Source organism: Glutamicibacter sp. MCAF14, assembly GCF_052114325.1.
GTDB lineage: Bacteria > Actinomycetota > Actinomycetes > Actinomycetales > Micrococcaceae > Glutamicibacter > Glutamicibacter arilaitensis.
Genome location: NZ_JBFREO010000004.1, coordinates 671,067 through 697,071, shown reverse-complemented (window position 1 = coordinate 697,071; position 26,005 = coordinate 671,067). Strand labels below are relative to the sequence as shown.

24 protein-coding genes are annotated in these 26,005 nt (G+C 60.1%); 17 read left to right on the top strand and 7 right to left on the bottom strand.

Going from position 1 to position 26,005, the window contains the following annotated elements; translation table 11 throughout:
- Positions 1–188 precede the first annotated feature (188 nt).
- On the top strand, positions 189–749 hold the full coding sequence (locus AB4Y71_RS10850; RefSeq protein WP_441720384.1) for a dihydrofolate reductase family protein: 561 nt from the start codon (positions 189–191) through the stop codon (positions 747–749).
- A 74-nt stretch (positions 750–823) separates the two neighbouring features.
- Here the strand turns inward: AB4Y71_RS10850 and AB4Y71_RS10845 are convergent, their stop codons facing one another.
- Both AB4Y71_RS10845 and AB4Y71_RS10840 read right to left on the bottom strand, forming a co-directional pair.
- Complete coding sequence (locus tag AB4Y71_RS10845; protein WP_013349100.1) at positions 824–1,591, bottom strand: GNAT family N-acetyltransferase; 768 nt, start codon at positions 1,589–1,591, stop codon at positions 824–826.
- Positions 1,591–3,603, bottom strand: coding sequence for a M3 family metallopeptidase (locus AB4Y71_RS10840; RefSeq protein ID WP_441720382.1), 2,013 nt, complete (start codon positions 3,601–3,603; stop codon positions 1,591–1,593). Before AB4Y71_RS10840 ends, AB4Y71_RS10845 begins: the two co-directional genes overlap by 1 nt.
- Before the next feature lie 76 nt (positions 3,604–3,679).
- Here AB4Y71_RS10840 and AB4Y71_RS10835 point away from each other — a divergent pair, with 76 nt between their 5' ends.
- Positions 3,680–4,882, top strand: coding sequence for a CapA family protein (locus tag AB4Y71_RS10835; protein WP_441720380.1), 1,203 nt, complete (start codon positions 3,680–3,682; stop codon positions 4,880–4,882).
- Position 4,883: 1 nt separating this feature from the next.
- Here AB4Y71_RS10835 and AB4Y71_RS10830 read toward each other — a convergent pair whose 3' ends face one another.
- A complete protein-coding gene (locus AB4Y71_RS10830; RefSeq protein WP_441720378.1) occupies positions 4,884–5,519 on the bottom strand; it encodes a DUF6226 family protein in 636 nt (211 codons plus the stop codon).
- Positions 5,520–5,563: 44 nt separating this feature from the next.
- A complete protein-coding gene (locus AB4Y71_RS10825) occupies positions 5,564–6,397 on the bottom strand; it encodes an aldo/keto reductase (RefSeq protein ID WP_441720376.1) in 834 nt (277 codons plus the stop codon).
- A gap of 157 nt (positions 6,398–6,554) precedes the next feature.
- Between AB4Y71_RS10825 and pdxT the strand changes: the two genes are divergently transcribed.
- The 9 genes from pdxT (at position 6,555) to AB4Y71_RS10780 (ending at position 16,203) form a co-directional block, all read left to right on the top strand.
- Positions 6,555–7,166, top strand: coding sequence for a pyridoxal 5'-phosphate synthase glutaminase subunit PdxT (gene pdxT, locus AB4Y71_RS10820; protein ID WP_013349094.1), 612 nt, complete (start codon positions 6,555–6,557; stop codon positions 7,164–7,166).
- A 3-nt stretch (positions 7,167–7,169) separates the two neighbouring features.
- Positions 7,170–7,928 carry a YebC/PmpR family DNA-binding transcriptional regulator gene (locus AB4Y71_RS10815; protein WP_013349093.1) on the top strand — a complete coding sequence of 253 codons (759 nt, stop codon included), beginning with the start codon at positions 7,170–7,172 and terminating at the stop codon, positions 7,926–7,928.
- Positions 7,929–7,931: 3 nt separating this feature from the next.
- Positions 7,932–8,531: a crossover junction endodeoxyribonuclease RuvC gene (ruvC, locus tag AB4Y71_RS10810; RefSeq protein WP_134780089.1), complete on the top strand. Its 600-nt coding sequence runs from the start codon at positions 7,932–7,934 to the stop codon at positions 8,529–8,531.
- A 107-nt stretch (positions 8,532–8,638) separates the two neighbouring features.
- Complete coding sequence (gene ruvA, locus AB4Y71_RS10805; RefSeq protein ID WP_441720373.1) at positions 8,639–9,256, top strand: Holliday junction branch migration protein RuvA; 618 nt, start codon at positions 8,639–8,641, stop codon at positions 9,254–9,256.
- Between the two features lie 27 nt (positions 9,257–9,283).
- Positions 9,284–10,333 carry a Holliday junction branch migration DNA helicase RuvB gene (gene ruvB, locus AB4Y71_RS10800; RefSeq protein WP_013349090.1) on the top strand — a complete coding sequence of 350 codons (1,050 nt, stop codon included), beginning with the start codon at positions 9,284–9,286 and terminating at the stop codon, positions 10,331–10,333.
- Positions 10,334–10,520: 187 nt separating this feature from the next.
- Positions 10,521–10,931, top strand: a complete 411-nt coding sequence (yajC, locus tag AB4Y71_RS10795; RefSeq protein WP_013349089.1) for a preprotein translocase subunit YajC — start codon at positions 10,521–10,523, stop codon at positions 10,929–10,931.
- 60 nt (positions 10,932–10,991) lie between these two features.
- Positions 10,992–12,734: a protein translocase subunit SecD gene (gene secD / locus AB4Y71_RS10790; RefSeq protein ID WP_441720372.1), complete on the top strand. Its 1,743-nt coding sequence runs from the start codon at positions 10,992–10,994 to the stop codon at positions 12,732–12,734.
- A complete protein-coding gene (gene secF, locus AB4Y71_RS10785; RefSeq protein ID WP_102597584.1) occupies positions 12,727–13,695 on the top strand; it encodes a protein translocase subunit SecF in 969 nt (322 codons plus the stop codon). The genes secD and secF overlap by 8 nt, the downstream gene beginning before the upstream one ends.
- A 240-nt stretch (positions 13,696–13,935) precedes the next feature.
- On the top strand, positions 13,936–16,203 hold the full coding sequence (locus tag AB4Y71_RS10780; protein ID WP_441720371.1) for a RelA/SpoT family protein: 2,268 nt from the start codon (positions 13,936–13,938) through the stop codon (positions 16,201–16,203).
- A gap of 28 nt (positions 16,204–16,231) precedes the next feature.
- Here AB4Y71_RS10780 and AB4Y71_RS10775 read toward each other — a convergent pair whose 3' ends face one another.
- Together AB4Y71_RS10775 and AB4Y71_RS10770 are read right to left on the bottom strand one after the other, a co-directional pair.
- Positions 16,232–16,849 (bottom strand): hypothetical protein, encoded by a 618-nt coding sequence (locus AB4Y71_RS10775; RefSeq protein ID WP_441720369.1) that lies wholly within the window; start codon positions 16,847–16,849, stop codon positions 16,232–16,234.
- 66 nt (positions 16,850–16,915) lie between these two features.
- Positions 16,916–18,274 (bottom strand): DUF349 domain-containing protein, encoded by a 1,359-nt coding sequence (locus AB4Y71_RS10770; protein WP_441720367.1) that lies wholly within the window; start codon positions 18,272–18,274, stop codon positions 16,916–16,918.
- A 143-nt stretch (positions 18,275–18,417) separates the two neighbouring features.
- Between AB4Y71_RS10770 and hisS the strand changes: the two genes are divergently transcribed.
- The 4 genes from hisS (at position 18,418) to AB4Y71_RS10750 (ending at position 23,218) form a co-directional block, all read left to right on the top strand.
- Positions 18,418–19,740, top strand: coding sequence for a histidine--tRNA ligase (hisS, locus tag AB4Y71_RS10765; protein WP_441720366.1), 1,323 nt, complete (start codon positions 18,418–18,420; stop codon positions 19,738–19,740).
- A gap of 89 nt (positions 19,741–19,829) precedes the next feature.
- A complete protein-coding gene (aspS, locus tag AB4Y71_RS10760; RefSeq protein ID WP_441720365.1) occupies positions 19,830–21,629 on the top strand; it encodes an aspartate--tRNA ligase in 1,800 nt (599 codons plus the stop codon).
- A gap of 148 nt (positions 21,630–21,777) precedes the next feature.
- Positions 21,778–22,896 (top strand): hypothetical protein, encoded by a 1,119-nt coding sequence (locus AB4Y71_RS10755; protein ID WP_441720363.1) that lies wholly within the window; start codon positions 21,778–21,780, stop codon positions 22,894–22,896.
- A complete protein-coding gene (locus tag AB4Y71_RS10750; RefSeq protein ID WP_013349080.1) occupies positions 22,889–23,218 on the top strand; it encodes a PadR family transcriptional regulator in 330 nt (109 codons plus the stop codon). Before AB4Y71_RS10755 ends, AB4Y71_RS10750 begins: the two co-directional genes overlap by 8 nt.
- Here the strand turns inward: AB4Y71_RS10750 and dtd are convergent.
- The gene (gene dtd / locus AB4Y71_RS10745; RefSeq protein ID WP_441720361.1) at positions 23,215–23,652 is read right to left on the bottom strand and encodes a D-aminoacyl-tRNA deacylase; all 438 of its coding nucleotides are present in this window, start codon (positions 23,650–23,652) and stop codon (positions 23,215–23,217) included. The two genes, AB4Y71_RS10750 and dtd, sit on opposite strands and share 4 nt — an antisense overlap.
- A gap of 89 nt (positions 23,653–23,741) precedes the next feature.
- Between dtd and AB4Y71_RS10740 the strand changes: the two genes are divergently transcribed.
- The gene (locus tag AB4Y71_RS10740; protein WP_441720359.1) at positions 23,742–25,148 is read left to right on the top strand and encodes a replication-associated recombination protein A; all 1,407 of its coding nucleotides are present in this window, start codon (positions 23,742–23,744) and stop codon (positions 25,146–25,148) included.
- A 183-nt stretch (positions 25,149–25,331) separates the two neighbouring features.
- The gene (rpsD, locus tag AB4Y71_RS10735) at positions 25,332–25,958 is read left to right on the top strand and encodes a 30S ribosomal protein S4 (RefSeq protein WP_102597592.1); all 627 of its coding nucleotides are present in this window, start codon (positions 25,332–25,334) and stop codon (positions 25,956–25,958) included.
- Positions 25,959–26,005: the final 47 nt, after the last annotated feature.

Genomic DNA, 26,005 nt, shown 5'->3' with positions numbered 1-26,005 from the left:
CTGCAGTTCCAATTATGATGTCATTTTGGGGCCCTTGTTCTTGCTGTTACGCGAGGACGTTTCTTCCGTTGGCGTCCGTGCCGAGCAGCGGAGCCCCGGCATCCGGTTGCTCGGTGTCCCGGGTGGTGCGACTGGCGCATTACTGCTCCCGGAGCCCACGAGAATTTTCGTGTGGCAGACTGTGTGCCATGAGCGAAATTATCTTCGATGCCGCGGTGTCGCTCAACGGCTATTTGGCCGACGAGAACCATGGGTTGCAATGGCTTTTTGACGTGCCGGGAGCACGGGAACCCGACCCGGACTTATTGCCCAAGAATGTTGGCGTTCACGTCGAAGGCGCAAACACCTATATGTGGTTGATCGACAATGAACAGCTCATGGAAAATCCGCACAAGTGGCAGGAATATTATCCAGGAGTCACGACCTATGTCTTTACTTCAAGGGATCTGCCCATTCCCGACGGCGCAGATGTGCGCCTGGTCAACGGCCCAGTTGCAAAATTCTTGCCGGAAATTCGTGGCACCGCGGGACTCAAGAATATCTGGGTGCTTGGTGGTGGAGAGCTGCTGGGACAATTCCTTGATGCCGGTGCCATCGACATTTTGGCATTGACCATCGCCCCCGTGGCTTTAGCTAGAGGAGCTGAATTGCTGCCTCGGAATATTGGCAGCGAACGCCTTGAACTGGTCCAGGCGCACAAGGCCGGACCCTTTGCCCGCCTCGCCTACCGAGTGCGCGACTCACGGTGAACCTTTTTTCAATCGAATCTGCCGGCCACAGGAATACCTGTGGCCGGCAGATTCAACTCACTATTAAATGTTGTCTACTGATCCCATGAGCGCAGGACCATGTGGCGTCCGCGGCCCAAGAGCTTCAGCCCGTTGGCGCTGAAGAAGTCAGCGCTTGATGGCGTCGCCGCCGCCAGGAGCTCCTGGGGAACTTCTTCATCTGGTGGCGAGAGCGGATTGATCATGGAGCGGGAGAGACCATGAAGCAATGCGGTGCCAGCACCTTGACGGCGGTGGCCCTTGCCGATCGCGAGCGAATGAATCATCAGCTGGCCATTCAAACCCTGCTGGGCAAAGCCACGGCCGACAATCTCGCCCTCTTCAGTGCGCGCCACAGCATGTTCGACACGTCGCAGGGCGGGGTGGCCGCTGGAGAGCTGGGAACTGGTTTCGCGCCACAGGTTGGTCACATTCAACTCGGCAGCATCAGCCCCTGATGCTTCAGGCACATTGGTGCCTAGGCGAATCTTGCCGGCCCAGCGATCCATCGGGATAGCCAGCGGACCGGCATGCCAAGACACCTGTGCATTATCGGAGAAGCCAGCGGCCTTCAACTCATGGGAGTGAGCCCCGGAATTGACCCATGCTTCCACCCGACGTGCGCCCAGACGCTGCCCTTCGGCCAGCGCAGGGCGCAGTCCTGCTTGTTCAGGTTGCTCAGGGAAGAGCAAGATCAAGCGCTTGCGCACCGGCTGCCAAACCCACGAGCAGCCGTGGGTGGTAAAGATCTTGCCGCCGGTGGCAACTGCCAATGCCTGATGCCAGTGGCTCAGTGCTTCCTGTGCGGAGGCAATAGTCGTCATTATTCTGCGTTCACCAATCCTCGACGGCGCAGCAGCGGTTCTACCCATGCGGTGCGGCCGCGGAATAATTCGTAGGACTCTAGGGGATCGCGCGTATTACCGCGCGAAAGCAGTTCCTCACGGAACCGATTACCATTTTCGCGCATTAAGCCCCCATTTTCCTCGAACCACTGCACAGTGTCGGCATCGAGCACCTCACTCCAGATGTAGGAGTAGTAGCCAGCGGAGTATCCATTGGCGAAAATGTGCTGGAAATAACCGGTGCGGTAGCGAGGTGGAATCATGGCGGTGTCGAAACCGGCACGCTTCAAGGCATCCTGTTCGAACTGCAGCGGGTCATCGATAACGGTGCCAGCGCTGATCGTGTGCCATTCCCAGTCAAGGACACTGGCGGCCAGGTACTCGGTCGTTGCAAACCCCTGGCCCCAAAGCGAAGCCGCGCGGATCTTTTCGATTAGCGAAGCGTCCAGCGTTTCACCGCTGTGGTGATGGACGGCGTAACCGGAGACGACATCCTCGTGAAGCATCCACATCTCATTGACCTGGGAAGGGAATTCCACGAAGTCGCGGGGGACCGAGGTGCCGGAAAGCGACGCGTACTTGCCATTGGAGAACATGCCGTGCAGCGCATGGCCGAACTCGTGGAAGAGGGTATTGGCCTCGTCCAAGGAGAGCAGGACGGGATTGCCCGGCGCAGGCGGGGTGATGTTCAAGGTGTTGGTGACGATCGGACGTTCATCGAGGAAGGAAGAGGCATCGCGCAGGCTGGTCATCCACGCCCCGCCCTTCTTCGTATCACGCGTCAGGAAGTCGCCGGTATAGATGGCCAGTGGTGTTCCATCGGCATCGAAGACTTCGAAAACACGGACGTCATCGTGGTAGGTAGGCAGATCGAAACGCTCGGTGAACGTGATGCCGAAGAGCTTGGTTGCCGTGGCAAAGACGCCATCAATCAGCACCCGATCCAGCTCGAAGTAATCGCGCAGAGCTTCGGAATCCACGGAGTACTCGTCGCGCAGCACCTTGTTGGAGAAGTATTTCCAATCCCATGCGTTGATCTCAGCGCCAGCGACCCTGCTGAGCACTGCAGCTTCCTTGCGCGCATTGGCGGTGGCAGCTTTGGTGAGCTCGGCCAAGCGCTCTGCTACTGCAACGGTGGACGGAGCTGTTGCCTGCGCGAGTACGGTTTCTGCATGATTGGCAAAACCGAGCAGCGCGGCACGCTCGGCACGCAGTTGTGCCATTTCTGCGGCTACATGAATGGTTGGATTATTTTCGGTGCCGCGGCTCAGCGATGCGTTGAACACCTTGCGGCGTGACTCGCTGGAATCCAGCGACTCAAGAACTGGTTGCTGGCTGGGTGAGACCAAGGTCAGCAGGTAACCCGAAGCGTGGCCTGCCTGCTTGGCCGCCTGAGCAGCTGAATCAATTGCTTGGCTGGAAAGCCCTGCCAGCTCTTGTGCATCCTCGAAATGCACCGCATGCGCATTCTGGTTTTCCAGGACGAGGTTGGCGAACTGGGTGGAGAGTTCAGCAAGCTTGGCATTTAGTTCCTTGAGTTTCTCCTTGTCGGTGTCTGCCAAACCTGCACCGGCCAATTGGAAATTCTTCAAGGTCTGGTCTGCGAGGCGGGCATCTTCGCCCTCCAACCCGGAGAGATCTAAGGCTTGTAAACGTGAATACAAGGATTGATTTAGGTAAATTGCGTCTTCTTGCTTGCTCCAAATCGAAGAAATCTCAGACTGGACCACGCGGAGCTCATCGGTTCCGTGAGCTGAAATCACGGAAAAATAGGTCATGAGAGCGTGGCGCAGGGTCTGGCCGCTGGATTCCAGCGCAAGGAAGGTGTTCTCAAAAGTGGGTGCCTGGGCATCATCAATGATGCGCTGCAGCTCGTCAAGCTGTTCGGAGGCGCCAAGCTGGACCGCCTCCAAATAATGCTCAGCGGTTAGCTGGTCGAAAGCTGGCCATTGGTAAGGCCTAGTGCTGGGAGTCAGAAGCGGGTTTTGCATAGGGCTAGGTTTTCATGGAAAACGTGATTTAGCTTGCATTTACACCCCGGATACCAAGCTGAGCTAGGCTCGATGCATGCTCCAACGTCCACTGCCCGCATTTCTTCCGCTTGGCTCAACTCTGCTAGTTGCATTGCTGATTGGCGGTTGCGCCGCAGTTCCCAGCGACAACGCGCAGCCATCGGCTTCCGCACCTTCGGCCGAAGCAATCACCCCTGCCTCACCACAACCGGCATCGAGTGCTCCGGCAACTCCTGAGATACCTGCGGAATTCTCACTGATGGTTACCGGCGATGTGCTGCTGCATCCGCAGCTGCTCGATGAGGCGAAGCAAGCCGCTGGCACGGAATCCGGCAACGGAGAAGACTACGATTTCGGTCCGTTGCTTGCACGGCTTGCTCCCTACGTGCAGGACGCCGATGCGGCGCTTTGCAACCTGGAAACACCAATTGGAGAGCCGCCTTATTCGGGTTACCCTCGATTTACGGTTCCAGAAGCGATCCTGGGCGAGCTCGAAGCCATTGGCTATGACGGTTGCACCACCGCCACCAATCACACCGTCGATGCCGGGACCGCTGGAGTCGAGCGAACCCTTGACGCGCTGGAAGCGAACGAGCTTTTCGCCACCGGATCCTACCGCACCGAAAAAGAGTCCAAAAAGCCCTCGATCCTGGACGTAGAAGGCGTGAAGCTCGGGGTAGTGACCAGCACCTATTCACTCAACGGCTTGCCGGAGGCAGCGGACTGGCAAGTAGATACCGGGGTGGATGCGAAGGAACTCATCGCCCGGGGCAAGGCCACACGCAAGGCGGGAGCGGAGATTGTCGTGGCCGCGGTGCACGATGGGGCTGAATACTCCACTGAACCGACGGCATCCCAAAAAAGGCTTGGCCGGGAGCTGGCCGAATCCGGTGTCTTCGATTTCATTTACATGCACCACACCCACTCGGTCCTGCCCATCGAGAAACACAAGGGTACCTGGATCGTCTACGGACTGGGAAACTCGGTGGCAAAGCATGCCACACCGACCATTCTCAATCGCGAAGGCATCGGCGTAAAGGCAACGTTTACCCAGGAAGAACCCGGTGAATGGGACGTCAGCGAATTGAGTTGGGTTCCGCACCAGCTGTCGAAGGAGCCTGTGGCGTGGTGCCAAGTCTTCGATCCTGCTGGATGCATTCCGGAAGCCGAAGCGAAAGCCTCATTGAAACGCACCATGGCCACCGTGGATGCCTACGGGGCATTCGCTGACGGCCTCCAAGAATGGACGCTGGACTGATCTAGCGCAAGGGCCAGGGTGCCCACACGCCGCTTGGCGGTAGGATTGCATGCGCTCTGGCTAGCCGTGCCGGTGAAATATCGTCGAGGGCGCTAGCCTGCTCGGCAAATCCCGTCTCCGCAGAATCGAAACGTTGCACAAGTCGGCCCGTGCCGTTCTGCAGGATCTCGACAAAAGCGCCGCAGACGGCGGACCCCACCTGGTTCTCTAGTTCATCAAGGATTTCGAGGACATCATCGTCGCATCCGACGCAACCGCAATTGGGAAATACCGCTTGGTACAGCGCCCCGAGTTCCAAAAGAACCCCGGGAAAAGTGGTGATGGCTATGCCTGCAGGAGCACATCGTGAATCTGCCGGAATGATCCGAACAGAGCTCACCACCTCGCCTGGATCAACGTGCAGTTGCCTGGCAAGCTCGGGATCTTCAAAGCAGCGCACCTCAAAATTCCCTTGCATCCAATCCAGCAACGCCTGGGCAACCAGCTTCACCGGGGCAAAGCGTTGCGGGTGCGAGGTAACCGAATAACTCTCCGCCTGAGGTAGCCCATCCCAGCGCTGTCCGTAGGGGATCAGCGTGCCGTGCTCGTCAAAGTAATCTGCCCATTCGATTTCCGGACGCTGGTAGCCATGAAGCATGACCTGGTTCTCCTTGCCTTTGAGATGCCGGCATTAGATGAGGCCTAGTGTCCGAACTCGTCAGAATCAGTGAACGGGCCAGCACCAGTATCCATGGCGTTGATGGCTGCCATTTCCTCTTGGGTCAGCTGGAAATTAAAAACATCCAAGTTCTCGGCCCGCCGTTGCGGGTCGGCTGATTTAGGTGCTGCCGCTCGGCCGGATTGGACATGCCAGCGCAGGGTGATCTGGGCGCTGCTCTTTCCATGCGCCTGGGCGATACGGGCAAGGGTTGGATGTGAAAGGAAGTCCGATTGCTTCCGGCCCAAGGGGGAGTACGCTTCGGTGCGCACACCATGCTCGGTGTTGAATCCCTGCCATTGGATGCACTGCCGCTCGGGGTCAATCTGGATCTGGTTTAGCGCTGGCACGAGACCGGCATCCAAGACGTTTTGCAGCTGGTAGGGCTTGAAATTCGAAACGCCGGCGGCTCGGATCTTGCCCTCTTCCACAAGCTTGCCCAGCTCCGTGAAGGCTTCAACGTAGGTGCCCTGCTCGGGGTTGGGCCAGTGGATCAAGAACAAGTCCAAATGCTCCAGGCCCAAGCGTGCCAAGGAGTTCTCCAACGCCTGGCGCACGCCTTTTGCCGAATGCCATTGCTTATTGAACTTGGTGGTGACGAAATATTCATCCCGATCCAGTCCACTGCTGGCCAACGCCTGGCCTACGGCATCTTCATTGCGATAGTTCTCGGCTGTATCGATACGGCGGTAGCCGATTTCCAGTGCAGAGAGCACTGCATCAGCCGCTTCCTGTCCGCGCATGGGCCAAGTGCCCAATCCGATCGAAGGCATGCTCACGCCACCGGCAAGTTCGAGAGAAGAAATATCGGAGATCATGTCCTGAACCTACCAAGAATGATCGCCGGCGGGCAGGAGGCTTCGAAGAATCCGCGACACACCGGGACACAAAACCGGCGCATGGGCTCCGTGGGTTTAACGTTATTTCGGCGCCTTTCCGTGCAGCCAACCACCGAACACCATGAAGGTTAGAACCATGCCGAACATAGGCGTCCTCGCTCTACAAGGGGATTTCCGCGAACATCTGGCCTCCTTGGAGCGGCTCGGCGAACCAGCGCAGATGGTGCGCACGATCCAGGAACTGGCGCAGGTCGACGCGCTGGTGATTCCCGGGGGCGAATCGTCGGTGATCGACAGGCTTTCGCGCAATTACGGGTTAGCGGAGCCCATCAAGGAACGCATCGCCGGCGGAATGCCTGCCTATGGTTCCTGCGCCGGGATGATCATGCTGGCAGATCGCATCGAAAACCCCGCAATCTCACGCGATGGCGCCGTTCAGCAGAGCTTCGGCGGTATCGACATGACGGTGAAGCGCAACGCCTTCGGACGCCAGGTCGATTCATTCGAGTACCGCTTGGACTTCAACGGCCAGAACCTCGAAGCCGTGTTCATCCGCGCACCAGAAGCCGTGCAAATCGGTCCAGGGGTCCAGGTGATCAGCACCGTCCAAGCGAGGTCGGAACGCGAACAGGGTAGAATTGTTGCAGTACGCCAGGGAAATTTGTTGGCAACTAGCTTTCACCCGGAAGTCACCGGCAGCACTGCTATCCATCAATATTTCATCAATCTCACGCGAGGAGACGCTTAAAGCATGTCAGGCCACTCCAAATGGGCAACTACCAAGCACAAGAAGGCTGCGATCGACGCCAAGCGCGCCAAGGCCTTCGCTAAATTCATTAAGGGCATTGAAGTTGCTGCCCGTGCCGGCGGTGCCGACATGGCCGGCAACCCAGCACTGGAACTTGCTGTCAGCAAGGCCAAGAAGAACTCCGTGCCGATCAACAACATCGACCGTGCAGTCAAGCGCGGTGCCGGCCTGACCGGTGAGGTCGTCGACTACACCGAGATCATCTACGAAGCACGTGGCCCACAGGGCTCGGCTCTGTTGATCGAATGCCTGACCGACAACAAGAACCGTGCGGCATCCGAGGTCCGCGTGGGCATCACCCGCAATGGCGGCACCATCGCCGACCCGGGTTCGGTTGCCTACCTGTTCAACCGCCAGGGCGTTGTCCGCCTGCCTAAGGGCGAGCTGACCGAAGACGACCTGCTGATGGTCGTACTGGATGCCGGTGCCGACGAGATCATGGACGAGGACGAGAACTTCGCCATCGTTTGCGATCCTTCGGATCTGCGTGCTGTCGCGGCTGCTCTGGACGAAGCTGAAATCGCCTACGAATCCGACGAAATGGAATTCATTCCATCCATGAAGGTCGATCTGGACGTAGACGGTGCCCGCAAGTTCCTGAAGCTCTACGACGCGTTGGAAGAACTGGACGACGTCCAGGGCATCTACACCAACGCCGATCTGTCCGATGAGGTTCGCGCCGCGCTGGACGAAGAGCAGTAAGGCTTGGCCTTACGTGTTGTGGGCGTCGACCCCGGTTTGACCCGCTGTGGTCTTGCCGTGGTCGACGTCGCTGCAAACAGGCAAGTTTCGCTGGTGGACGTCACCGTCGCCGGCACCCCGCCGGGCACTCCGCTCGATGCCCGGCTATTGAAGATCGCGGACGCGATCGATGCGTGGCTGGACCTGCATAAGCCAGATGTGCTGGCCTTGGAACGCGTGTTTGCCTCGGCGAACGTCTCCACGGTGATCGGCACCGCGCAGGTTACCGGCGTCGTAATCACCGCCGCTGCCCGTCGCGGGATCCCCGTGGCAATGCACACGCCGACCGAAGTCAAAGCGGCCGTTACCGGCTCTGGGCAGGCTACTAAGGTGGCCATTGGCAAGATGGTCGCCAAGATCTGCCGGCTCGATGAACCGCCCAAGCCAGCGGATGCCGCTGATGCTGTAGCGCTGGCCATCACCCATGGTTGGCGTGGAGCCGCGAGCGGTTCCAACGCGTCAGCCTCGGCTGCTGCTGCGGGAGGCTCTTCGCAGCTCACTGCGGCGCAGCAGGCGTGGATTGCCGCTGAAGCTTCGGCGAAACGGCGCGCGGTTCGACGCTAACGACCTTCGGGACAGCGGTCTCGACGCACCGGCGGGCCAGATGGATCGATATTCGTAGGTATCTTCGATAAACTGGGTTTGATCGAACATATATCCCAAGGAGTGGCATGATCAGCTCATTGACCGGCACCGTGCAAACGGTTGCTTTGAACACCGCGGTAATTGACGTCAACGGCTTCGGAATGCTGGTCAACGCCACCCCGGGGACGCTATCTGCGTTGCATGCAGGTCGGGAAGCCACGGTTTTCACCTCCATGGTGGTGCGCGAAGACTCGATGACCCTTTTCGGCTTCGCTACCGCTGAGGAACGCGATGTCTTCGAGGTGCTGATCTCCGTTTCAGGCATTGGTCCACGTACCGGTCTGGCCATCTTGGCGGTGCACTCTCCAGAAGAGGTCCGCATCGCGGCCAACACCAAGGACACCGCTGCCTTCACCAAGGTTTCTGGCATTGGTCCCAAGGGCGCAAGCCGTATTGTGCTGGAATTGAACGGCAAGCTGGTGCCAACCGGCGCCCCTGTTCCTTCAGCCTCCGGCGGTGGCAACGTGAGCGTTTGGGAGCCACAGGTGATCGAAGCGCTCACCGGCCTGGGCTGGAGCGAAAAGGACGCCACCGCAACCTTGAAGTCCTTATCCAAGGCTGACCCGGATGTCATTGCCGCTGGCAATGTCGCCGAAATCCTGCGTGCCGCATTGCGCAGCATGTCTAGCGGAACCCGCGCCTAAGCGGTCTGCGAGAGGAACAATCTGATCATGAATGATTCCACCGGGCTCACCAGCGCTGGCAGCGAACCCGAGGAACGCGTCATTGAAGCGGCCCTGCGCCCGCGCAACCTCGACGACTTCGTGGGCCAGTCGCGCGTTCGCCAGCAGCTCTCGCTGGTGCTTGAAGCAGCGAAAATCCGTGAACGCACCGCCGACCACGTTTTGCTCTCGGGCCCTCCAGGCCTGGGCAAGACGACTTTGTCGATGATCATCGCTGCGGAGATGAATGCCCCGTTGCGTATTTCCTCCGGCCCAGCTATCCAGCATGCTGGTGATCTAGCTGCGATTCTCTCCTCCTTGAGCGAGGGCGAAGTGCTCTTCCTCGACGAGATCCACCGCATGTCCCGGCCGGCAGAAGAAATGCTCTATATGGCCATGGAAGATTTCCGCGTGGACATCATCGTGGGCAAGGGAGCTGGCGCCACAGCCATCCCGTTGGAACTTCCACCTTTCACCTTGGTCGGGGCAACCACTCGCGCCGGCCTTCTGCCCGGCCCCCTGCGAGACCGCTTCGGCTTCACCGGCCATTTGGAGTTCTACGCTGTCAAGGAATTGGAACTGGTGCTGCGCCGTTCTGCGATGATGCTCGACTTATCGGTCACCTCGGCCGCATTCACCGAAATTGCCGGACGCTCCCGCGGTACCCCGCGTATCGCCAACCGTCTGTTGCGCCGTGTGCGCGACTGGGCCTTGGTGCACAAGCTTGAAGAAATCGATGCCAAGGCAGCCGCTGCCGCCTTGGACATGTATGAGGTAGACGCCCGCGGGCTGGATCGCCTGGATCGTGGCGTGCTTGAAGCCTTGTGCACCAAGTTCGGCGGGGGGCCGGTGGGCCTATCTACCCTGGCCATCGCCGTAGGCGAAGAAACCGAAACCGTGGAGACTGTGGCCGAGCCATATCTGGTGCGCGAAGGACTGATGGGCCGGACCCCGCGCGGCCGCATCGCCATGCCAGGAGCCTGGGAGCATCTGGGGTTGGCCATGCCCAAAGATGCCATCTTCGCCAGTGCGCAAACCTATGAAAATGATGAGGATTAGGCAAGCATAACTTCACTGCTCGCGTAAATGGTCTGCTGGTACACCGTGACGCACTAGACTAAAGACGCCTGACCTATGCCCGTTTTCGGGTGGGGTAGGGCGTCTTTGCTGTTGCGCGTCCATTTATGGCGTAATGGCATCCCAGAATTTCAGATCAAATCGCAACAAATCGTTAGCAGGTAACTACGTGAATCCCCTCGTAATCGCTCAGGCCGCAGGTGGCGGCTTCAACCCATCCTTGATCCTGATGGTCGCACTGTTCGCAGTCTTGATCTTCATGATGTTCCGTGGCCGCAAGAAGCAGGCTGCACAGCAGGAGAAGCTGAAGAACAACACCGTGCCAGGCGCCAAGGTGATGACCAACTCGGGCATCTACGGCACCGTTGTCGGCGTTGACGCTGAGGATCGCGTACAGGTCGAGGTAGCACCCGGCGTTGTGCTGAACCTGCACCGCCAGGCCATCGCCACCTTCCTGGACAAGGACGCAGCAACCCCAGCTGCCTCAGGTGAAGTTGCAGAGTCCACCAGCACCACCGAAACCCCGGAAGAGTCCCTGCGTCGCTTGAACGACGAGGGCAAGGACGAGCGCAACGCCTAAGCTCCGGGCAGCCTAGCGGTGGCCTGCAGGCCAAGCCACTCAAACGAGAAAGCACATTAGATGTCATCAATCAGACCTGTTAAGCAGGCGCGCAAAGCGTTGCTATGGTTGCTGATCGTCTTCATCATCGCAACCGGCGTTTTGGTAGCTGGTGCAGCGAACGGTAAAACCGGATGGGGACCGAAGCTCGCCCTCGACCTCGAAGGCGGCACCGAGATGATCCTGGCCCCTCGGGTCCAGGGCGACGAAGCAATCAACCAAGAACAACTGGACCAAGCGGTTGAGATCATCCGCCAGCGTGTGGATGGTTCCGGTGTATCCGAATCGGAAATCACCACCCAGTCCGGTCGCAACGTTGTGGTCTCCATGCCGGGCGCCCCGGACCAGACCACTCGCGATTTGATCCAGGCTTCGGCCAACATGGAGTTCCGCCCGGTGCTGATCACCGGTGGCTACGCAGCCACGCCTAAGGAAGATCGCACTCCGGAGAAGGACCTGCCAAAGCCTGAGGGCAAGCCAGAGAACCCTTCAGATACCAACTGGATCACCCCAGAGCTCTTCCAGGAATTTGAAGGCTACGACTGCGAAACCGAGCTCAAGGACCGCGGCGGCGACGCTGCAGACCCAGCCAAGCCAATGATCTCCTGCGATACGGACATGGGTGTCAAGTACATCCTCGGCCCTCAGGAAATCTCCGGCGATAAGATCAAGGACGCGTATGCGCAGCTCGCTCGCGGCGTCAATGGTTCGGTTACCGGTGAATGGGTTGTCGTCATCGAATTCGATGCTGAAGGCACGAAGATCTTCGCCGATACCACTCAGCGCCTGATTGCTCTGCAGGGTTCGCAGAACCAGTTCGCCATCGTGCTTGATGGCGAAACCATTTCGGCGCCAACCACCAATGCGGTGATCTCCGATGGCCGCCCGCAGATTTCCGGTGGATTCACTCAGGAATCCTCGCAGGCTCTTGCTGAACAGCTCAAATACGGTGCCTTGCCGATCAGCTTCGATATCCAGTCCGAGCGCCAGGTTTCGGCAACCCTTGGTGCTGACCAGCTGACCGCAGGCTTGATCGCCGGCGTCATCGGCCTGGTGCTGGTGTTCATCTACTCGCTGTTCCAGTACCGGGCGTTGGGCCTGGTGACCATCGCTTCGCTGCTGGTCTCCGGTGTGCTGACCTACCTCTGCCTGGTCTTGCTGGGCTGGGGCATGAACTATCGCCTATCGCTAGCAGGCGTGGCAGGCCTGATCGTGGCCATTGGCCTGATCGCCGACTCGTTCATCGTCTACTTCGAGCGTGTTCGTGATGAGCTGCGCGAAGGACGTCCGTTGGCAAACGCCGTGGACGTTGGCTGGAAGCGCGCTAAGCGCACCATTTTGGCTTCCAAGGCCGTAAACGTCTTGGCCGCTGTAGTCCTGTATATCGTGGCTGTGGGCAACGTGCGAGGCTTCGCCTTCACCCTGGGCCTGACCGCAATCATCGACCTCGTGGTCGTTTACGGTCTGACCCACCCAACCTTGGTTCTGCTGGCACGCACCAAGTTCTTCGCCAATGGCCACCCGCTTTCGGGCATGGATCCATCGCTGCTTGGCGTCAAGCCGCTGTACCAAGGTGCAGGCAAGGTTCGCCGTTTCGATGAAAACGTTGTGGCCAACCGGGGCAAGAAGAATGCCAAGGCGTCTGTTGAAGCCGCCAAGCGCATGACGATTGCCGAGCGCCGCCGTGCACAGGCCGGACACTCCGCTGTCGCGGACAAGCCTGGCAGCACGCAGGCCAAGGCCCAGGAGGAGAACAATGAATAAGCTAGTGACTTGGGGCAATGAGCTCTACACCGGCAAGCGTTCCTACCCGTTCACCGGTAAGCACCGTCTATGGTTCCTGATTGCCGGCATCCTGGTGATCCTGTCCATCCTGGTGCCAGTGGTCAAGGGCGGATTCAACCTTGGCATCGACTTCCGTGGCGGTTCCGAATTCACCGTGTCCGACGTGCAGAACACCGATATTTCCATCGGTGAAAAAACTGTCACGTCGGTAGCTTCAGGCTCCGAAGCTACCGTAACCAACATTGCACCGGGCACCATGCGCGTGCAGACCGAGCGTTTGAGCGATGATCAGACCCTGGCCATCGCGGACCAGCTCGCGAAGAACTATGGGGTCACCAGCGATGAAGTTACCAGTAACTTCATCGGTCCGACTTGGGGCGCAGATGTTTCGCGCCAGGCCCTGGTTGGCCTGGTAGTGTTCGTGGTTCTGGTTGGCCTGCTGATGGCAGCCTACTTCCGAACCTGGAAGATGTCGCTGGCGGCCATCGTCGGCTTGATCGCCGTGGTGGTCGTGACAGCAGGCATCTACTCGCTGACCGGTTTCGAAATCACTCCAAGTGCGATCATCGGCTTCCTGACGATTCTGAGCTACTCGCTGTATGACACCGTGGTGGTCTTCGACAAGGTCCGCGAAAACACGAAGGACTACACGCAGCAGACCAAGCGCACTTTCGAGCAGCTGGTGAACCTGGCAGTGAACCAGACCCTGGTCCGCTCGATCAACACCTCGGTTGTTGCAGTGCTTCCAGTGGCTGCGATCCTGTTCATCGGTTCCTACCTGCTAGGTGCCGGTACGCTCAAGGATCTGTCCTTGGCACTGTTCGTCGGTATTATCGTCTCGGCCCTGTCGACTCTGTTCGTCCAAGCGCCAATGTTCCACTGGCTACGCCACAAGGACGAAGACGTGGTAGCGCACAACCAGAAAATGGCAGTTGCCTAGCCTGATCTGAAGATCCGATTTTGGTGCCCCTAGCTCTTGCTGGGGGCACCAAAATTCTTTAAGCGTGAAGATGCGTAATTAGTTGTCACCGCGCTAACGTGCTATAACGATTGAACTAAAGAAGGTGTTTTCAAGTGCACGGCAACCAGGGAACAAGTTGCCATAAACTACCGCTGGATTTTCTTGAGGGCTTGGTGAAAGCCGTGAGAGCAATCCGGCGGCAACGGGAAGGAGCGGGGCATGGCAAATACGCCTAACCTGAACAATTCGAAACGACGCTCTATCTCTCGTTTGGTGCGCTTTGCGGGCCGGGGAAGCACCCCGAGTACCTCGCCCACTCTTGAACCGCTATTGCGTACAGTCAAGTCCAAGCATCCGAAGGCAGATCTGGACCTGCTGGTCCACGCCTATGAAGTAGCCGAAAAATACCACGAGGGCCAAAAGCGCAAGAGCGGCGACCCGTACATCACCCACCCGGTCGCCGTAGCCACGATCCTGGCTGAAATGGGCATGACCGGCGCAATCCTTGCCGCGGCCCTACTGCACGACACCGTTGAAGACACCGACTACTCCCTGGAATCGGTTAAAAAAGAATTCTCCGAAGAGATCGCCATGCTGGTCGATGGCGTGACCAAGCTCGATAAGGTCACCTATGGCGAGGCAGCGCCGGCCGAAACCGTGCGCAAAATGGTCGTGGCCATGTCCCGCGATATCCGCGTGCTGCTGATCAAGCTCGCCGACCGCCTGCACAATGCGCGTACCTGGCGCTATGTCTCTCCGGAATCCTCCTCGCGCAAGGCGAAGGAAACACTGGAAATTTTTGCTCCGCTAGCACACCGCCTGGGCATGAACACCGTGAAGTGGGAACTGGAAGACCTCTCCTTCGCCGCCCTGCACCCGAAGGTGTACCAGGAAATCGTGCGCATGGTGGGGGACCGCACCCCGGAACGCGAGAAGTACCTTTCGGCGATCCGCCAGACCCTCTCCGGGGATCTGGGCAATGTTGCCATCCAGGCCTCGGTCTCTGGCCGGCCTAAGCACTATTACTCGATCTACCAGAAGATGATCGTGCGCGGCAAAGACTTCGATGACATCCATGACCTGATGGGTGTGCGCATCCTGGTGGACTCCGTCAAGGACTGCTACGGCGCCTTGGGCGTGGTGCACGCCGAATGGAATCCGCTGCCTAACCGCTTCAAGGATTACATCGCCATCCCGAAGCTGAATCTCTACCAGTCGCTGCACACCACGGTCATGGGACCTGAAGGCAAGCCAGTCGAGATCCAAATCCGTACCCACGATATGCACGTACGCGCCGAATACGGCGTGGCCGCGCACTTCCAGTACAAGCACGGACAGACCGATAACTCCATGCTCTCCCCGGAGCAGAATATGGACTGGTTGCGTTCGCTGATGGAATGGCAGGCAGATACGGCCGACTCCGAGGAATTCTTGGACGGCCTTCGCTACACCATCAGTTCTGCAGAAGTTTATGTCTTCACCCCCAAGGGCGACATCATGTCGCTGCCGGTTGGGGCAACACCGGTGGACTTCGCCTACTCGATCCACACCGATGTCGGGCACCGGACCATCGGCTCGCGTGTCAACGGCAAACTGGTGCCGCTGCATACCGAACTCAAGCAGGGCGATGTGGTGGAGGTCTTCACCTCCAAGGCCGAGGGTGCTGGTCCATCCCAGGATTGGCAGAACTTCGTTCGCTCCCCTCGTGCCAAGGCCAAGATCCGCGGCTACTTCTCCAAGGAACGCCGCGAAGAAGCCATTGAAAAGGGCAAGGAGCTGCTGACCAAGGAGCTTCGCCGCAACCAGCTTCCGCTGCAGAAGCTGATGACCCACGACCTGCTCACCGCGGTCGCCAACGAGCTGCACCATACCGATATTTCGGCGCTGTACCAGTCGGTCGGCGATGGGCATACCAGTGCACAGAACGTCATTGAGCATTTAACGGCTCTGATTGGCCCTCCAGAAGCCGAACAGGTCGATGAAGAGGCATTGGTCCGTCCGGTAGCTCCCAGCCCGGCTACGGGCAACGACGCCGGTGTGATTGTCGAGGGGCTTGGCGATGTGCTGGTGAAGCTGGCACGTTGCTGCACTCCGGTGCCGCCAGATGAGATTCTGGGCTTCGTGACTCGTGGAGCCGGCGTCTCGATCCACCGCACCGATTGCTTGAACCTCACTCAGCTCTCTGAACAGCCGGATCGAATCGTTAATGTCTCGTGGGCGACCAAGCACCACGGAGTTTTCCTGGTGGAGATCCAGGTTGAAGCTTTGGACCGCAAGTCATTGCTTTCCGATGTCACCCGGATCCTGTCTGAAAGCCATCTGAATATCCTGTCGGCCAGTGTGCAGACCAGCAAGGACCGTGTGGCGATCTCCCGTTTCGCCTTCGAAATGGGCGACCCGAAGTTCTTGAGCCACGTGCTGAACCAGGTGCGCCGGATCGATGGCGTCTACGACGTCTACCGCACCACCGCAGGCTCCCGCCGGTAATTTCCCACCTTGGCTGTGCGCAGGTGGCCTAAGCCGCCTGCGCTGTACCGGTGAAGGATTGAACCAGGCGCAGGGCACGGGAGCGCTCGGGCGAGGGCGCGTCGAGCTCAAGAGCCTGCCTGATCGTATCCAAATTCAGGTATTGGTCCTCAAAGGACATCGTCATGCTTAGCACGCGGCTGGCGATTGGCAGCGGATCAAATTTGGCGCAATCGCAGGCGCTGCGCAATGCGCTGGTGACCTTGACGCGTCCGCGGAACACCATCTGCGTATCCGGGACCCGGACCTGGGAAAACTCTGCTTTCAGGCCCCGCCCGGGATAAAACGGGCGATGGTAATTGCTCGTGTAGATGCACAAGGTGAAGACCGAAGGCAGCAGGCCATGGATCCAGGCTGCGGTCTGTCGGGCCAGCACCGCATCATTTGATAGTTCGCGTCCGCAGGCGAAAGCGGCAACCCGCGCCCGTAGCGAAGCATTGAGGCGGATGTTGCCGGGCACGTAATAATCACCGAGGACCTCGTGTAACAGGCCGTTGTGCGCCATCGCGTGCAGCTCATTGCGGGTGAACATCTCGCCGGCGATCCAAAGATCCCCGGGAATACGCAACGCGGCGGCGCGAGGTTCGGTAGCTGGGGTATTTCTCATGTCCATAGAGCTACTGAACCAGTTCGCGCCGCCGCGTTGGCGGTGTGCAAGCGATCTGTGGATTACTTACTGGAAGTCGGCTGCCGACTTCTCCAAGGTGCTCAGCCACATGCGGCGAGCATCCAGTGCTTCCTGGGCTGCTGCGATCTGCTTGGCATTGCCCTTGGCCTTGGCCGCTTCCAGGTCATCTTCCAGTGCGGAGATGGTGTCCTGGAGCTGGGAAAGCATCGAGTTCGAGCGGGCCTTGGTCTCCGGGTTGGAACGACGCCACTGCTCGTCCTCGGCGCCCTTGACGGCGTCCTCAACCTGGCGCAGTGCCGATTCGATACGCTGCAGGTCGTTGCGTGGCACCTTGCCGGCAGCTTCCCAACGGGTGCGGATCGAATCGAGCTTGTTTTTCGCGGCAGCCAGATCCTTGATCGGAAGCAGCGCGCGGGCTTCTTCCAGCAGGGCTTCCTTCACCACGAGGTTCTGGGAGTACTCTTCATCGATCTTGGCGTTCGCTGCAGCGCGGGCCTGGAAGAAGACATCCTGGGCCGCACGGAAACGGCTCCACAGCTGGTCATCGTCCTTGCGCGAAGCACGGCGCGACTTCTTCCACTCATCCATGAGCTTGCGGTACTCGGCGGCGGTAGCAGCCCAATCGGTGGACTCCTGCAGCGCCTCGGCGCGGGCAATCAGCTCTTCCTTCACGGACTTGGCAGCCGCGTTGGTCGAGTCCAGCTGCGAGAAGTACGCGCGGCGGTGGCGGTCGAAGGTGGTGCGTGCGCTGCGGAATCGCTTCCACAGGGCATCTTCGGTAGCGCGAGGCAGGCGAACAGCCGAACGCTGCGAGCCCTTCCACGCTTCGAAGAGTTCGTTCATGGCAGCCGACGCGGTCTTCCACTGGATCTGCTCCGGGCGCTTTCCGGCCAGGGCTTCAGCCTGTTCGACGATGGATTCGCGGGCTGCGAGCTGTTCGGCACGCGCCTGGTCATTGGCCTTGCGCTGTTCGGTGGTCAACGCCTCAATGGCGACGCGAACAGTTTCCAGGCGGGTTTCCAACGCTGGAATGTCGCCGACCATGTGGCGTTCTGCCACGGTGGCCGAGAGTGCTTGGACAGCCTTGCTGAGCTCATTGGCCGGTGCCTTGGCCGCAACACGCTGTTCCAGGAGCATCAGCTGCGAGAGCGCATCGTCATACTTGCGCACGAAGTAGCCCAGGGCTTCTTCCTGCGTGGCGTCCGGGTATTGGCCCACGGGGGACTCGGCACCATCGATGATGACGAAGACGTGGCCATCCTCGGTGACGCGGGCAAACTTGGCCGCTTCATCAAGGGGAGTGGTGTGTGCGACGCTTGGCGCTACAACCTGCTTTGCGGCAGGCTTCTGGGCCTGTGGCAATGGGGTCTTCGGGCTGTCGTCGGATTGCTGACTGGTGGTCACCGCTGAAACTCTTTCACTTTACGAGCACTTGCTTTAGCCAACTCTACCTGTGACCTCCGCTTCTTAGTAAGCCGACGTGCACAGGTTTCTTGGGTTTCGGGCTATAAGATGGATAGGTAGCCCAATTTGCACTAAGGAGTTTCATGGCACGCAAGGCCTCACTATCAGGTTTCCCAGAATGGCTTCCAGCCGAACGGGCTGTTGAACAGCACGTGCTGGATACCTTGCGCCACGTCTTCGAACTGCATGGATTTGCCAATATCGAGACGCGTGCGGTGGAAACCCGTGCACAGCTTCTGCGCAAGGGCGAAATCGACAAGGAAGTCTACGGACTGTCCCGCTTGGCCGCCGAGGATGACAAGAACGATCCCAACGCGCTGGCCCTGCACTTCGATCTGACCGTGCCCTTCGCACGCTACGTAGTGGAGAACGCAGGCCACCTGGCCTTCCCATTCCGCCGCTACCAGATGCAGAAGGTCTGGCGTGGCGAGCGTCCGCAGGATGGCCGCTTCCGCGAATTCACCCAGGCCGACATCGACGTCGTCGGCGATGGCACCTTGCCATTCAGCTACGACGTGGAACTGGCGCTAACCATCGCAGATGCCCTCTCGGCACTGCCGATCGGCGACTTCCGCCTGCGCGTGAACAACCGCAAGCTGGCCGAAGGCTTCTACCGCGGATTGGGCCTGGCAGACCCGGATGCGGTGCTGCGCGCCATCGACAAGCTGGAGAAGATCGGCGATGACGCGGTAGCCAAGATCCTGGTTGGAGAAGTCGGCGCCACCGCCGAACAGGCTGCCGCAGCCTTGGCCCTGGCCAAGATCCGCACCCTGGACACCTCCTTCGTTGAGCAGGTCCGCGCACTGGGCGTCACCCACGAACTGCTGGATACCGGCTTGGATGAGCTGTCCCAGGTGATCGAGGCGGCCTCCAAGCGCGCCCCGGGCAAGGTGATGGCTGATTTGTCCATCGCCCGCGGCCTGGACTACTACACCGGCACCGTCTACGAAACCGTTTTGGTGGGCCACGAATCGCTGGGTTCGATCTGCTCGGGCGGACGCTACGAGTCGCTGGCTTCCAAGGGCAAGAAGAACTACCCGGGTGTTGGCCTGTCCATCGGCGTGACCCGCCTGATTTCGCGCATCCTGGCCGAAGAGGTTGTCACAGCCAGCCGTTCGGTGCCTTCGGTGGTATATGTCACCTTGGCCAACGACGAGTCCTGGCACGAAGCCCAGGACGTCGCTTCGGCGCTGCGCGAGCGCGGCATCGCCTGCGAGGTGGCAGCCAGCGCGGAGAAGTTCGGCAAGCAGATCAAATACGCTGATCGCCGCGGGATTCCGTTCGTGTGGTTCACCCACGCCGATGGCACCCACGAGGTCAAGGACATCCGCTCCGGCGAGCAGGTCAGCGCCGATCCAGCCAGCTGGATGCCGGCCGAAGCGGACCTGAAGATCGCCGTCAGCTAGTTTTCGGGCTTCGCCGCCCGCACCCGCACTAGTTATGGTGCACTAAACTTCATGGGGAGAAACTTTCCCAACCGACCGAAAGGATCGTAGTGCTACGCACTCATCAGCTGGGCGTCTTGAACGCCGAGCACATTGGACAGCAGGTCACCCTCACCGGCTGGGTTGCACGTCGCCGTGACCACGGTGGTGTCGCCTTCTTGGATTTGCGTGATGCCTCGGGCGTAGCCCAGGTGGTCGTGCGCGATGAAGAGGACTTCCATCCGCTGCGCAATGAGTTCGTGCTGCAGATTCTCGGCACCGTCGAGCGCCGCCCGGAGGGCAACGAGAACCCGAACCTGCCTACCGGGCAGATCGAGGTCATCGCCGAAACCGTGACCGTGCTGAACACCGCCGCACCGTTGCCATTCCAGGTTGACGAGCATGTCGAGGTCGGCGAAGAGGCGCGCCTGCGCCACCGCTACCTGGACCTGCGCCGCCCCACCCCGGCCCGCAACATCCGCCTGCGCTCCGAAGCCAACCGCGTGGCACGCAACCTGCTGCACGACCAGGGCTACATCGAGATCGAAACCCCGACGCTGACCCGCTCCACCCCGGAAGGCGCCCGCGACTTCGTCGTGCCGGCACGCCTGGCCCCGGGCAGCTGGTATGCACTGCCTCAGTCCCCGCAGCTGTTCAAGCAGCTGCTGCAGGTCGGCGGCTTCGAGAAGTACTACCAGATCGCCCGCTGCTACCGTGATGAGGACTTCCGCGCGGACCGCCAGCCGGAATTCACCCAGCTGGACATCGAGGCTTCGTTCGTCGAAGAAGATGACATCATCGAGCTGGGCGAAAAGCTGGTTACCGAACTGTGGAACCTGATCGACGTTCAGGTGCCGACCCCGATCCGCCGCATGGCGTACTCGGAGGCCATGGCCAAGTACGGTTCGGACAAGCCGGATCTGCGCTTCGGCCTGGAACTGACCGAAATGACCGAGTACTTCGCGAACACCTCCTTCAAGGTCTTCCAGTCCGAGTACGTCGGCGCCGTAGTCATGCCTGGCGGCGCTTCTCAGCCTCGCCGCACCCTGGATGCCTGGCAGGAATTCGCCAAGCAGCGCGGTGCCAAGGGCCTTGCCTATGTATTGATCAAGGAAGATGGCGAGCTGGCTGGCCCAGTAGCCAAGAACCTGTCCGATGAAGAGAAGGCCGGCCTGGCCGCAGCTACCGGCGCAAGCGCTGGCGACTGCATCTTCTTCTCGGCTGGCAAGAAGAACGAATCCCGTGCCCTGCTCGGCGCGGTACGCGTCGAGATCGGCCACCGCACCGGTTTGATCAAGGAAGGCGACTGGGCCTTCGTCTGGATCGTCGACGCACCAATGTTCGAAGCCGCGTCGGACGCTGTTGCCTCGGGCGATGTGGCCGTGGGCGCTGGCGCTTGGACCGCTGTGCACCACGCGTTCACCAGCCCTAAGCCAGAGTTCATGGACACCTTCGACACCGATCCGGCTTCGGCACTGTCCTACGCATACGACATCGTGTGCAACGGCAACGAAATCGGCGGCGGTTCGATCCGTATCCACCAGCGCGACGTTCAGGAGCGCGTCTTCAAGCTCATGGGCGTGACCCAGGAGCAGGCTGACACCCAGTTCGGCTTCCTGCTTGAAGGCTTCAAGTACGGGGCCCCACCACATGGCGGCATCGCACTGGGCTGGGACCGCGTGCTGCAGCTGCTGACCAACTCGGAGTCCATCCGCGACGTCATCGCCTTCCCGAAGACCGGTGGCGGATTCGATCCGCTGACCGCCGCTCCTGCGCCGATTACCCCGCAGCAGCGCAAGGAAGCAGGCATCGACTTCAAGCCTGAGAAGAAGAAGGCCGAAGAGACCGAAGCCAAGGCTGAAACCAAGTAGGCTTTCGCAGCTTCAAGTAGCCGGATTGAACGTATTCATGCGTTCGATCCGGCTACTTTTTTGCATGAAATAGGCTAAAAAGTAGATTAAAGCTGGTTTTAATACTAGGTTGGTTTTCAACCTAGATTTTTAGATCCCAGGAGAGCACTTGGCCTCGGCAGAACCCAATGACATCATCGAGCTCTACCCTGAAAGCGACCGACAATGGGCGCAGGACTTCAACATCGCGATGTGGTGGAAGGAGCTGAACGATTCCCAGTGCGCAGCGGAATTGGGCAAAGCGCTGGATGCGATCCGCGACAGCGGGCAAAGCGCAGAAGAACTCTTTGGTGATCCCGCTGAATTCGGCGAAGCCCGGGCTTTCGCGCGCCTGACTCCGCAGCAGCTTGCGGATTCGGAGATGCCGATCAACAGCAGTTTGCTGCTCCTGGCTGGCCTCGGGCTCGTTGTTGGCCTGCTGTGCACCGGTTTTGGCACGTGGGTCGGATTCCGCGACGGATGGACGTCGAACTCGTGGCACTTCTGGCAACTGGCGGCCCTGACTGCAGGCACGGGAATCGCCTTATCCGTGCACCTGTGGTGGTTCTACCGTTTGAAAGGCAAATTCGCGCGATCATGGGTGCTGGGGTTGTCCGGAATTGCGGTTTCCATCGCAGCAGCCGTACTGATCGCGGTATTCGGCGGTGAAGAGGCCATGCCGCTGCCCAATTGGCTGGCGCCGATTCTCGGCATCGCCCTGGCTGTCGGTGTGTTCTGGCTGCCATGGAATGATGAGACTGAACCAGTACGCGGTGGCGCCTGCGCTTTCACGGATCCAGAAGCGTGGTTTGCCGAAACCACTCGATTGCTGCGCGGGCGCTACGGAATGCGAAGCAGGGAAGCGGCGTCCGCTCTGGAACCTGCCCGCGAGCACTGGTCGAATATGAGCATGGAGGGCGGCGGGGCCAGCATTGCGCAAGAGTTCGGCACGCCGGGCGAATTCGCTATCGGCCTGTCAGTGAACACCGGCACAGCGCTGAAGCGACGCTGGTTGCTACGCCGCCTGCTACCGCTAGCCGTAGTGGGCCTCTACAGCTTCAGCCTCGTGCCGGAGGCGATCGCCCCAGACCGCAGCGGATGGGATATCTTCTTCGCGGCATGCCTTCTGATTTTTGTTGCGGTGACCCTCTACGAGTTGCGCCCGGCGAATCGCGCAGAATACGTAGAATCCAAGCTTGATGAAAGGCGCGCCAAAGTCCGCGGTATGGAAGAAGGCCGCGATGAGTAAGGACTCGCCATTTCCTGGCAGCTGGCAACGTGCCATGCTCCCGATGCTCCTGCTCGCTGAGCTCTCCAATGGCCACGCTCACGGCTATGCCCTGTCCAAGTCCCTGCAAGAACGCGGTTTCGGCCCGCTCAAAGGCGCAACGCTGTACCCCGCATTGGCGAAGCTGGAAGCCGCGGGTCTCGTGGAAACCCGGTGGCAAGAAGGCCAAGGCGGGCCGGGGCGCAAGGTCTATGAACTAGCCGCCGCCGGTCGGGTAGAACTAGCCGAGCAACGAGCCAGCTTCGAGCAACTGACCAAACTGGTACAGAGCACCGGCCGCTAGGAGAGGTCTGCCGAGTCGACGATCATCGTGAACGGACCGGTATTGGTCAGCGAGACATTCATCATCGCGCCAAATGCGCCGGTCTGAACGCTCGCACCCAGTTCCCGCAAGTAAGCCACGAAGTATTCGTACAACGGCTCGCTCACCGGCCCTGGTGCCGCATTGGACCACGAAGGCCGGCGCCCCTTGCGCACCGAGCCGTAGAGGGTGAACTGGCTGATCACCAAGAGCGGGGCATTAATGCTGGCAGCGGAGGTTTCATCCTCCAAAATGCGCAGCTGCCAGATCTTCTGGGCGACCTTGCGCGCGGTGGCCTGATCGTCATCGTGAGTCACGCCCAGCAGGATCACCAGCCCGGGGGAGTCCAACCGGCCGGTGATCTCCCCTCCAACTTCGACGTGGGCGGTGCTGGCGACCTGGACGACGGCGCGCATGGAGCAAGTCCTTTCAAGAGGCAATAGGTGTCGGCGGTGGCGTGTTGGCATGCACCGCGCAACTCCCAGAATATCGGTAGGCTTAGCAGGTGAGCGATTTGTTCGATTCCCTGTCCGATGATCCGCGCGAAGCACGCGAGCCCCAAGTCAACCGGCCGCGTCCGCCTCTTGCGGTGCGCATGCGTCCCAAGTCGCTGGACGAACTGGTAGGCCAGCAGCACCTGCTCGGTCCCGGCTCACCTTTGCGCCAGCTTGCCGAAAACCCGGAGACCGGCTTGGCCGGTCCGGCCAGCGTGATCCTCTACGGGCCTCCGGGCATCGGCAAAACGACCATCGCCCATGTGATCGCCCGCGCTACCGACCGCAAATTCGTCGAACTCTCGGCGATCACCGCCGGGGTGAAGGACGTACGCCGGGTCATCGAGCAGGCCAAGGACGACCGCGACCTGCGCGGGGTCACCACCGTTTTGTTCCTCGATGAGATCCACCGCTTCAACAAGGCCCAGCAAGATGCCTTGCTGCCCGGGGTGGAAAACCGCGTGGTGGTGCTGGTGGCTGCGACAACGGAAAATCCGTCCTTCTCGGTGATCTCCCCGCTGCTCTCGCGTTCGCTGCTACTGACCTTGCGTCCGCTGACCGACGGTGACCTGTCGACCCTGCTTGAACGCGCCGTATCTGACGAACGCGGCTTCAACGACCAGGTGATCCTCGATGAGGAGCAGCGTGATGCCATCGTCCGACTGGCCCAGGGCGATGCCCGCCGCTCGCTGACCGTGCTGGAAGCTGCCGGGGCAGTGGCCTGGAACGCCGCCGGAGCTGGCGTGGCCCCGCCGGTGCAGATCACCGCGGATCACGTCCAGCTGGCCATGGACCAAGCGGTCCAGCGCTATGACAAGGACGGCGACCAGCACTACGACATCATTTCCGCATTCATCAAGTCCATCCGCGGCTCCGATGTGGACGCGGCCCTGCACTACCTGGCGCGCATGCTCTCAGCGGGGGAGGACCCCCGGTTCATCGCCCGCCGGCTGATGATCTCGGCCTCCGAAGATATCGGAATGGCCGACCCCACCGCACTTCCCGTGGCCGTCGCCGCCGCCCAATCAGTGCAGCTGACCGGCATGCCCGAAGCGCGGATCATGCTCGGCCAAGCCACCGTGCACCTGGCGACCGCCCCGAAGTCCAACGCTTCGTACAACGCGATCAATGCGGCCCTGGCCGACGTGTCCGAGGGCAAGGGCTCGCTGGTTCCCGACCACCTGCGTGACGCGCACTATCCCGGTGCCAAGCAGCTGGGCCACGGTGTGGGTTATATCTACGCCCACGATGCACCGCACTCGATCGCCACCCAGCAGTACCTGCCCGATGACCTGCTGGGCACCGACTACTACACGCCGACCGAGAATGGAGCCGAGAAAGGCATCAAGACCAGGCTGGCCAGGCTGCGCGAGATCGTCCGGGGCAAGGATCGGCAGCGCTCCAAGCCCAAGCGCTGATTGTGCGCTAAGCCTCAGTTAAAGCTGCTGCCGTATCGTGTAAACTTGATCTTTGGCTGGCAAGCTCCATCTGGCAACCGAATAATCGGTTGTGCGACGGAGTTGAAGTGAAGCAGGGACGCGACGCCCACACACTCTCCCACCTGGAGGCCAGTAGATACCGTCGCTAATCGAAAGGGACACATTATGGCTAACGCCCGTGCCCGCCGTACCGTACGCCTCTCGCGTGCGCTCGGCCTTGCATTGACTCCGAAAGCTGAAAAGTACATGGAGCGCCGTCCATACGGTCCAGGCCAGCACGGCCGCGCCCGTAAGAAGCAGGACAGCGACTACGCAGTACGTCTGCGCGAAAAGCAGCGTTTGCGTGCCCAGTACGGCATCCGCGAAGCTCAGATGCTCAGCGCCTTCAAGGAAGCTAAGCGCCTCGGCGGCGAGACCGGCGGCAACCTGCTGGCTCTGCTCGAGTCCCGTCTGGATGCCCTGGTTCTGCGTGCAGGCTTCGCCCGCACCATCCAGCAGGCACGCCAGATGGTTGTGCACCGCCACATCCTGGTCAACGGCCAGCGTGTAGACCGTCCGTCCTTCAAGGTACAGCCGGGTCAGCTGATCCACGTACACGAGAAGAGCGAGAAGATGGTTCCATTCCAGATGGCTGCAGCCGGCGAGCACTCGAAGGTGCTCCCAGCCGCTCCAGCTTACCTGGACGTAAAGCTGGAAGCCCTTCAGGCTACCTTCCTGCGCGCTCCTGAGCGTGCAGAGATCCCAGTGACTTGCGAAGAGAACCTCGTGGTCGAGTACTACGCACGCTAATACCTGATCCCTTATAAACAAAGGGAATCAGCTTAGCTGTAGCGGTT

Coding starts and splice junctions, on each gene's coding strand:
- AB4Y71_RS10850 (WP_441720384.1), top strand. CDS start 189: ATGAGCGAAATTATCTTCGATGCCGCGGTGTCGCTCAACGGCTATTTG.
- AB4Y71_RS10830 (WP_441720378.1), bottom strand. CDS start 5,519: ATGCTTCATGGCTACCAGCGTCCGGAAATCGAATGGGCAGATTACTTT.
- AB4Y71_RS10835 (WP_441720380.1), top strand. CDS start 3,680: ATGCTCCAACGTCCACTGCCCGCATTTCTTCCGCTTGGCTCAACTCTG.
- AB4Y71_RS10775 (WP_441720369.1), bottom strand. CDS start 16,849: ATGAGAAATACCCCAGCTACCGAACCTCGCGCCGCCGCGTTGCGTATT.
- dtd (WP_441720361.1), bottom strand. CDS start 23,652: ATGCGCGCCGTCGTCCAGGTCGCCAGCACCGCCCACGTCGAAGTTGGA.
- AB4Y71_RS10750 (WP_013349080.1), top strand. CDS start 22,889: ATGAGTAAGGACTCGCCATTTCCTGGCAGCTGGCAACGTGCCATGCTC.
- AB4Y71_RS10780 (WP_441720371.1), top strand. CDS start 13,936: ATGGCAAATACGCCTAACCTGAACAATTCGAAACGACGCTCTATCTCT.
- secD (WP_441720372.1), top strand. CDS start 10,992: ATGTCATCAATCAGACCTGTTAAGCAGGCGCGCAAAGCGTTGCTATGG.
- AB4Y71_RS10825 (WP_441720376.1), bottom strand. CDS start 6,397: ATGATCTCCGATATTTCTTCTCTCGAACTTGCCGGTGGCGTGAGCATG.
- AB4Y71_RS10815 (WP_013349093.1), top strand. CDS start 7,170: ATGTCAGGCCACTCCAAATGGGCAACTACCAAGCACAAGAAGGCTGCG.
- AB4Y71_RS10845 (WP_013349100.1), bottom strand. CDS start 1,591: ATGACGACTATTGCCTCCGCACAGGAAGCACTGAGCCACTGGCATCAG.
- hisS (WP_441720366.1), top strand. CDS start 18,418: ATGGCACGCAAGGCCTCACTATCAGGTTTCCCAGAATGGCTTCCAGCC.
- secF (WP_102597584.1), top strand. CDS start 12,727: ATGAATAAGCTAGTGACTTGGGGCAATGAGCTCTACACCGGCAAGCGT.
- pdxT (WP_013349094.1), top strand. CDS start 6,555: ATGCCGAACATAGGCGTCCTCGCTCTACAAGGGGATTTCCGCGAACAT.
- ruvA (WP_441720373.1), top strand. CDS start 8,639: ATGATCAGCTCATTGACCGGCACCGTGCAAACGGTTGCTTTGAACACC.
- ruvB (WP_013349090.1), top strand. CDS start 9,284: ATGAATGATTCCACCGGGCTCACCAGCGCTGGCAGCGAACCCGAGGAA.
- AB4Y71_RS10840 (WP_441720382.1), bottom strand. CDS start 3,603: ATGCAAAACCCGCTTCTGACTCCCAGCACTAGGCCTTACCAATGGCCA.